This is a genomic window from Streptomyces sp. NPDC048643 (genome assembly GCF_040650615.1).
GTDB lineage: Bacteria > Actinomycetota > Actinomycetes > Streptomycetales > Streptomycetaceae > Streptomyces.
In genome coordinates, this window is sequence record NZ_JBEZHO010000102.1 from 1 (window position 1) to 6896 (window position 6896).

The 6896-nt window shown below is 65.3% G+C and carries 6 protein-coding genes and 1 pseudogene; 3 read left to right on the forward strand and 4 right to left on the reverse strand.

Translation table 11 applies throughout. The features are described 5' to 3' along the window. Positions 1–30 precede the first annotated feature (30 nt). Positions 31–201 carry a hydrophobic protein gene (locus tag AB0C62_RS41925; protein ID WP_164369086.1) on the forward strand — a complete coding sequence of 57 codons (171 nt, stop codon included), beginning with the start codon at positions 31–33 and terminating at the stop codon, positions 199–201. A gap of 319 nt (positions 202–520) precedes the next feature. On the opposite strand, the gene AB0C62_RS41930 is transcribed toward AB0C62_RS41925, so the two are convergent. The 3 genes from AB0C62_RS41930 to AB0C62_RS41940 form a co-directional block, all read right to left on the reverse strand. Then, a complete protein-coding gene (locus AB0C62_RS41930; RefSeq protein ID WP_362982554.1) occupies positions 521–811 on the reverse strand; it encodes a MerR family transcriptional regulator in 291 nt (96 codons plus the stop codon). Positions 812–1961: 1150 nt separating this feature from the next. Then, complete coding sequence (locus tag AB0C62_RS41935) at positions 1962–2198, reverse strand: hypothetical protein (protein ID WP_362982546.1); 237 nt, start codon at positions 2196–2198, stop codon at positions 1962–1964. A gap of 337 nt (positions 2199–2535) precedes the next feature. Next, positions 2536–4221: a ribonuclease J gene (locus AB0C62_RS41940; RefSeq protein ID WP_362982548.1), complete on the reverse strand. Its 1686-nt coding sequence runs from the start codon at positions 4219–4221 to the stop codon at positions 2536–2538. A gap of 296 nt (positions 4222–4517) precedes the next feature. On the opposite strand from AB0C62_RS41940, the gene AB0C62_RS41945 reads away from it, so the two are divergent. After that, positions 4518–4679: a helix-turn-helix domain-containing protein gene (locus tag AB0C62_RS41945; RefSeq protein WP_362982550.1), complete on the forward strand. Its 162-nt coding sequence runs from the start codon at positions 4518–4520 to the stop codon at positions 4677–4679. Here the strand turns inward: AB0C62_RS41945 and AB0C62_RS41950 are convergent. Further along, a pseudogene (locus AB0C62_RS41950) lies at positions 4676–4864 on the reverse strand (ATP-dependent helicase); the annotation flags it as partial. The gene AB0C62_RS41945 and the pseudogene AB0C62_RS41950 sit on opposite strands and share 4 nt — an antisense overlap. A gap of 1463 nt (positions 4865–6327) precedes the next feature. Between AB0C62_RS41950 and AB0C62_RS41955 the strand changes: the two are divergent. Continuing rightward, positions 6328–6896, forward strand: a 569-nt coding sequence (locus AB0C62_RS41955) for a sigma-70 family RNA polymerase sigma factor (protein WP_362982552.1), incomplete at its 3' end; no start/stop codon positions are given.

Genomic DNA, 6896 nt, shown 5'->3' on the forward strand with positions numbered 1-6896 from the left:
GGGCACACGAGGGTCCGGAGGTTGATAACCATGGTTCCCGTTCTTCTTGTTCTTCTGCTCGCCCTGATCCTCTTCGGTGCCGGTTTCGCACTGAAAGCACTCTGGTGGATCGCCGTGATCGTCCTGATCGTGTGGGTCCTGGGCTTCGTGATCCGCCCGACGGCAAGCGGCGGCAAGCGCGGCCGCTGGTACCGCTGGTAGATAGACAGCCGCAACAGCAGCACAATCATGGGTGGGGCCCGACGCCTTGGCGTCGGGCCCCACCCATGTCCCGTCCCGTGATCTCATCTCAGCGTGAAGTTGGTGATTCCTCCGGTTCGGGGGTAGCTGGAGGGTCATGGCCGGAGGTGGCCGTGACGCCAGGAACCAGGGCCCTCCAACACGACCCCTCCGGCCATCCACGTGATTCACAGCGAGCGCGGGATCAGGGGTATGAGTACGCGCAATTCTGACGGAAGGTCACCGAATTCGATGACGCCTGAAGACTCACCGCAGTTCAACTGAGGGAAAGCACCGAAGTTCAGTGAGGGAGCCGCGATGCTACGGAGTCCGCGGGCTGGGAGGCGCGGCGGTATTCGCCGTTGACGCGCTGTGTTTCTTCGAGCTGATCCTCGAGGATGACAATGCGGCAGGCGGCCTCGATCGGTGTGCCCTGGTCGACGAGTTCCCGGGCGCGGGCGGCGATGCGCAGCTGGTAGCGGGAGTAGCGGCGGTGGCCGCCCGGCGAGCGGAGCGGGGTGATCAGGCGGGCTTCGCCGATCGCGCGGAGGAAGCCCTGGGTGGTGCCGAGGAGTTCGGCGGCCCGGCCCATCGTGTAGGAAGCCAACGGCCAGCTGGTGGGGGGTGAATACCTGCGATGCCGGCCAGGCGCGGCCGGAAGAGAAAGTACTGGGGGTGCCGCCCTTCGGCTTGACGGTCATGCCCCCAGGGAACTCTTCACCACCCCTTCCTTTCACAGATTGCCTTAAAAGGGCATAGAAAAAGGCGCCGAGTTTCACTCGACACCATAGCGCAAGACGGTTGCGAACTACTCGTTTCCCATTCCCACCTCCACACTGTAAGCATCCCCGCTATAGTCCACCACTCCATTCTCTACGTTAATCACAGGCCTGTTGACCACTACGTTCACTTGCAGGAGATAGCTGGCACCAATGAGTGCCGCCAAGAGGGCACCGCAAACACAGGCAAAGCGAATCCATGCAGCTCCTCGGTTGAGCTGGGCAGCTCGTAGCCCACCAACTTCCTTCGTACCCTTCACGCTGCGACTCCACTCCTTCCAACGGTCGGCAACCTGCCTTACCTGGAGGCGTCATGGCAGGCCAGAGGCCTGACTCTCAGACGTCTCACCCTCGGCCTTAACGTTATTCTCGATGTCCATCTCGTTCCTTTCGATAGATGTGCGACAAATGTTTCCCTGTTTTTGGACACAAAAAGAGCCCGGCTTGAGCTCGCTGCTCACTCCGGGCATAGGTGTTGCCTGGATTGTGCGCTAGAGGCGCATGACCTTCTCCTTGTTCATGTGCTAAGTCTATCACTTACCAAGATCAAAAACAATTGAGTGGACCGCCACGCGGAACGCATCCTGCCGTATCACACGCATGCTTACGAGCTTTATCTTTGACGTGCCGAGACGATAGTGTACGCATTATCGAGCTTCCGTCAACCCTCCCCTTGCGCAGCCACAGGAAGGCTCTCAGAGGAAATGAGAAGGCTCCTGAAAACAGCCTCCTCTACGGCATCCGACGGCTCTTTCCTGATTGCCTGTGAATAAGGCGGGCCCGGACAGCGGGCCGAGTTGAACACTGCCGTCCTCAGCTGCCCTTCCGCCCTGCGGTACGGCCGAAGGGCCCCGTCGTACCCGACCGCTTCACCACGGGCCCGCCTCCACGGGCGGGAGACGACGGAGGCAGTACGCCGCTGGCGACGCCTGCGCGGTGTTGGTAGGCGCGCCTCCGTGCTCGCTACTCGGTGTGGCGGACCGCCTTCTTCACCTCAAGCTCCACGCGGGCCCGCATCGTGCCCTGCTCTTCCGCGTGCACGGTGACTGCGCCCTGCACGTCTTGGGCGAGGTCGCGCCATGCCTGCCATGCGGTCTCGTAAGCGGGCAGATCGGCTTTGGTGCGTAGGGCTTGTACGGTCGCGTGCGCCTGGTCGGCGGCGCGTTGCTTCTCCACGAGTTCTTCGAAGGTGTGTGCCACGTAGGGACCCTAAACCGTGCACGGCTGGGCCCCTCCCCGCGACGTGCTTACAGACAGGTCGCCTCCCGGATGGGTGCCAGCCTCGTATGCCCTCGCTCACCATCTATGCCTGTGTCTCAGAATCGAACGACAGGTGCTGGGGGCGCATCGCCACAGCCCTCGCTCGCAAGTGGCTTCGCAATGAGTGAGGCCGATGCGTCGCCTGCTCCCGTCGTTGAGGTGCACCTCCAGCAGGCTGGAACCTGATGTGCCCCTCCTCGGGCAGCTGCTGACTCCCGTGCCCGGCTTCGATACTCGCGAGGCCGGGCACGGCAGGCAGGGGCCGTGCTGCCGGGGCTCAGGCGTCGATGATGACGGGGATGATGAGAGGCCTGCGGCGGTAGGTGCGAAACGCCCAGTTCGCCACGGCGCGGGCGATGAGCTGTTCGAGTTGGATCGCGTCCCCGATGCCTTCGTCGGCGGCGGTGGCTAGGGTCTTCTCGATGACGGGGATGACCGGCTCGAAGGTGGTGTCGTCATGGGCGAAGCCGCGGGCCAGAAAGTCGGGGGCTTCGGCGAGGGCGCCGGTGTCGGCGTCGACGATCGCCACCACCGTGACTACCCCCTCTTCCCCAAGCGTGCGGCGGTCCTTGAGGGAGGCTTCGGTGACGCCGCCGACTTCCATCCCGTCGACGTAGACGTAGCCTGCGGTGACCTTCCCGGTGATGGACGCGCGGCCGTCGACTAGGTCGACGACGACGCCGTCCTCGGCGATGACGACCCGGTCCGGGTCGACACCGGTACGGATGGCGAGGTCGCCGTTGGCCTGCAGGTGGCGCCATTCGCCGTGCACAGGCATGACATTGCGGGGTTTGACGATGTTGTAGCAGTAGACGAGTTCGCCGGCGCTGGCGTGCCCGGAGACGTGGACCTTGGCGTTGCCCTTGTGGACCACGTGGGCGCCCCACCGGGTAAGCCCGTTGATGACGCGGTAGATGGCGCTCTCGTTGCCGGGGATGAGGGAGCTGGCGAGCAGGACGGTGTCGCCCTTGCCGATACGGATCTGGTGGTCGCGGTTGGCCATCCGTGACAGCGCGGCCATCGGTTCGCCCTGGGAGCCGGTGCACACCAGAGTGATCTTGTGGTCCGGGAGCTTCTCCAGCTCCTTCGTGCTCACGACCAGACCGGAGGGGACCTTCAGATAGCCCAGGTCACGGGCGATTCCCATGTTGCGGACCATCGACCGGCCGACGAAGGCGACCTTGCGGCCGTGCTGGTGGGCGGCGTCCAGGACCTGCTGGATGCGGTGCACATGGCTGGCGAAGCTGGAGACGATGACCCGGCGCGGCGCGGTGCGCAGCACCTGCTCGATCGCCGGGTTCAGCTCACGCTCTGAGGTGGTGAAGCCGGGTACTTCGGCGTTGGTGGAGTCGGTGAGGAACAGGTCCACGCCCTCCTCGCCGAGGCGGGCGAAGGCACGCAGATCGGTGATGCGGTCGTCGAGAGGGAACTGGTCCATCTTGAAGTCGCCGGTGTGCAGCACCATCCCGGCGCCGGTGCGGATCGCGACCGCGAGGCCGTCCGGGATGGAGTGGTTGACCGCCACAAACTCGCAGTCGAAGGGCCCGAAGCTGCGCCGGTCGCCCTCCCGCACGCGCACCGTGCGCGGCCGGATGCCGTGTTCCTTGAGCTTGGCCTCCAGGAACGCCAGCGTCAGCTTGGAGGCGACGATGGGAATGTCGGACCGCTCGCGCAGCAGGTAGGGCACGCCGCCGATGTGGTCCTCGTGGCCGTGAGTGAGGACCACGGCCACGATGTCGTCCAGCCGGTCCCGGATGGAGGTGAAGTCCGGAAGGATTACGTCTACGCCGGGCTGGGTCTCTTCGGGGAACAGCACGCCGCAGTCGACGATGAGCAGCTTGCCTGCGTGCTCGAAGACGGTCATGTTGCGGCCGATCTCGCCCAGGCCGCCCAGGGCGATGACCCGCAGCCCTCCTTCAGGAAGGGGCGGAGCGGCTTTCAGCTCGGGGTGCGGATGACTCATGCCTGGACGTTACCCGGAGAGTGGAGCGAGGTGATCCATTGCCTGGGCGATCTCTTCCTCCTGCCGAGCGGATCGAGCGGTGCCAGCAGCCGGCCACAGCCGCCTCACCGGCCGTCCGCGCTCCTAGTGCTGGATTCCTCTTTCGCTGGGTGTATGTCCTGGTGGCGGGGTAGTTGAGGGTGCTCGGGGGCGGGTGCTGGGTGATGGTTTTATGGGCACGACCGGAGCGTGATGAGGACGAGCGGGCCGTCGTTGGTCGGCTGGCGCGGGCACGGAAGGCTCCGCAGGATGCTGTGATGCGAGCCCGGATGATTGAGTTGAGCTGGTCGGGACTACGAGTGCCGGCGATCGCCATGGAGCTGGGCTGCAGCCAGAAAACGGTCCGCCGCTGGCTGCACCGCCGGCTCGCGACTACGGTGGCGACCGTCACCGTCGACAAGGCCGCACGAAGGTTCTAGGCCGCCGTACCCAAGTCGCTCTGGCGTACGGGGGCGCGGCGGGTTGTCGACGAGGGGCGTCGCCGGCCCCGGGACGTAGAGCGCGTGCGCTTGGGCCGTTCGGTCACCGGTGCGGTGATGACGACCGGGATGCCGGACGGGGCCTGGGCGCCGGTGATCCGGTGCAGAGCCTCGTCGCCCGAGCGGGCGCCGTTGTCTCCTATGACCCGTTGCGCCATGTGGCCGCTCCGGCCGTGGCGGAAGACCCTGGAGCTATCTCACAGCAGTCCGCCTCCGCCAACCGCCGCGCGGCCTCCGCACCCAACCAAGCGCCATCAAAGTCGATCACTCCGGCACCGTACACACGCTGCGTGCACGGCATCACATCTTTTCGAGCCCTGACTCGGGCCTCCGGGTCATTGCGGGACAGCCCTTAGGCGGGTAGTCGTCATCGTCAAGCCGGCCGAACGAGTCGTCTGCCGGCATTGCACCTCTCTCGTGAAACGCGTGGAGGGGCCCTGGCGCCATTGCGCCAGGGCCCCGAAGGAACTGCTACACCATCTGCCGGCCCTGATACTGCGCCGGCCTTCTGTTTCCGCGGCCCCGACCGGACTGCTGTCGGGAGCGCGGGGATCGCGGTTGCTCGACCGGAGACCACCTCACTATCGATGTCCTGCGGTACCCGGGCTCAGCCAATCCGCCCGGGCGATCCTGATGGCGCTCGGCTCCTCCGTTCTTTCCCTCTTAACCAGAACTTTCCAAAGGGGGGCTGCGTACTGCTGGCACTGCTCTACTGCTTGTTGCGTTGCGACCTGTGGAAGCGTCACTCTTCGGCAGCCAGCCCCGTTGCTCGTCCTGCACCTACCGCTCTGGCTTGGAACCCCACTGCCGAACCTCCCGGTGCGCGCGCCCGCAGCCGACGCCTTCACCGAGGTACCACTCACATACCTTCACTGCTGGATACCGCGAACTGCACTAACGGGCACTACACCTTCAATCGCGGTCCTGCTCGTGGCGGCCCCTGATCACCGCAGGCCACCCGGTCCGGTCGTCAGCCCCGTCGCCGACCTGCGACAACCTGGCTTCGAAGCTCCACCACCGCACCGTCCTGTGTAACTGCAACTGCGTGACACTGCCCGACAGTTCGTGTCTGCCGGGCCCTGCTGATCTCGACTACGAGAGAAACCATAGCCAGGAGATCTCTCAATGTCTACTCTGGCCACCATAGATTTTTGGGTTCCAGGCGGAGAGCAAGTCGACCTCAAACAGTCCCGCTGGACGGCCCCGGCCGGGCTGGCGGCTAGCGGCTAGCGGCTGGCCAGGCACAAGCACGTCACACGCCCCGGGGCACTGGACTCCATGGGCTGCGCGCCGGGTCCCTGGCCGTTGCCGGTGAAGTGGGCCGCCGTGGAACACCCCGATGCCGCTGCGGACGCGGACGCACCAGGGATTCGCCGGCACGGCAAGCCGACACGTCTGCGAGACCCACGTCGCACTCGGCAGGCCTGGTGGGTTAGCCTCCGTCCCGCCTTCACTCTTGAGGCGGAATACTGAGTGGCTGAACCACCGTGAAATCGTGTGGCATACATGCCTCAAGCGGGGGTACACCGTCTCCGCCCGCGCAGGAGCAGGCTGTATATGAGGCTGGATCACGTAGGAGGGGACGAGCATGACAGTGACCGAGCCAGCCGGGGTGCAGACCGTCGTGCTGCCGGAGATCAGCGACCCGTCGCAGGTCGCTCCGAAGGACGCCCGCGAGTTGTCGAGGCTGTTCTTCGACCGACTCGCCGTACTGGAAGAGGGCACACCCGAGTACCAGTACGCGCGCAACACGCTCATCGAAATGAACATCACCCTCGTCCAGTTCGCGGCCTCACGCTTCCGCAGCCGCAGCAGCGACGAGATGGAGGACATCGTCCAGGTCGGCACGATCGGCCTCATCAAGGCCATCGACCGCTTCGAGCTCACCCGCGAAGTCGAGTTCACCTCCTTCGCGGTCCCCTACATCGTCGGTGAGATCAAGCGCTTCTTCCGCGACACCACGTGGGCCGTGCACGTCCCGCGCCGTCTGCAGGAAGCACGCGTCCAGCTGGCCAAGGCCACCGAGGAACTGCGTAGCCGGCTCGGTCGCATACCCACGACCCGGGAACTGTCCGAGCTGATGTCCCTGTCGGAAAGGGACGTCATCGAGGCGCGTAAGGCCGCGAACGGCTACACCTCGACCTCGCTCGACGCCGC

Excerpts from the sequence above, each read along its gene's own strand:
- AB0C62_RS41930 (WP_362982554.1), bottom strand. The coding sequence starts at position 811 with ATGGGCCGGGCCGCCGAACTCCTCGGCACCACCCAGGGCTTCCTCCGC.
- AB0C62_RS41945 (WP_362982550.1), top strand. The coding sequence starts at position 4,518 with ATGCGAGCCCGGATGATTGAGTTGAGCTGGTCGGGACTACGAGTGCCG.
- AB0C62_RS41925 (WP_164369086.1), top strand. The coding sequence starts at position 31 with ATGGTTCCCGTTCTTCTTGTTCTTCTGCTCGCCCTGATCCTCTTCGGT.
- AB0C62_RS41940 (WP_362982548.1), bottom strand. The coding sequence starts at position 4,221 with ATGAGTCATCCGCACCCCGAGCTGAAAGCCGCTCCGCCCCTTCCTGAA.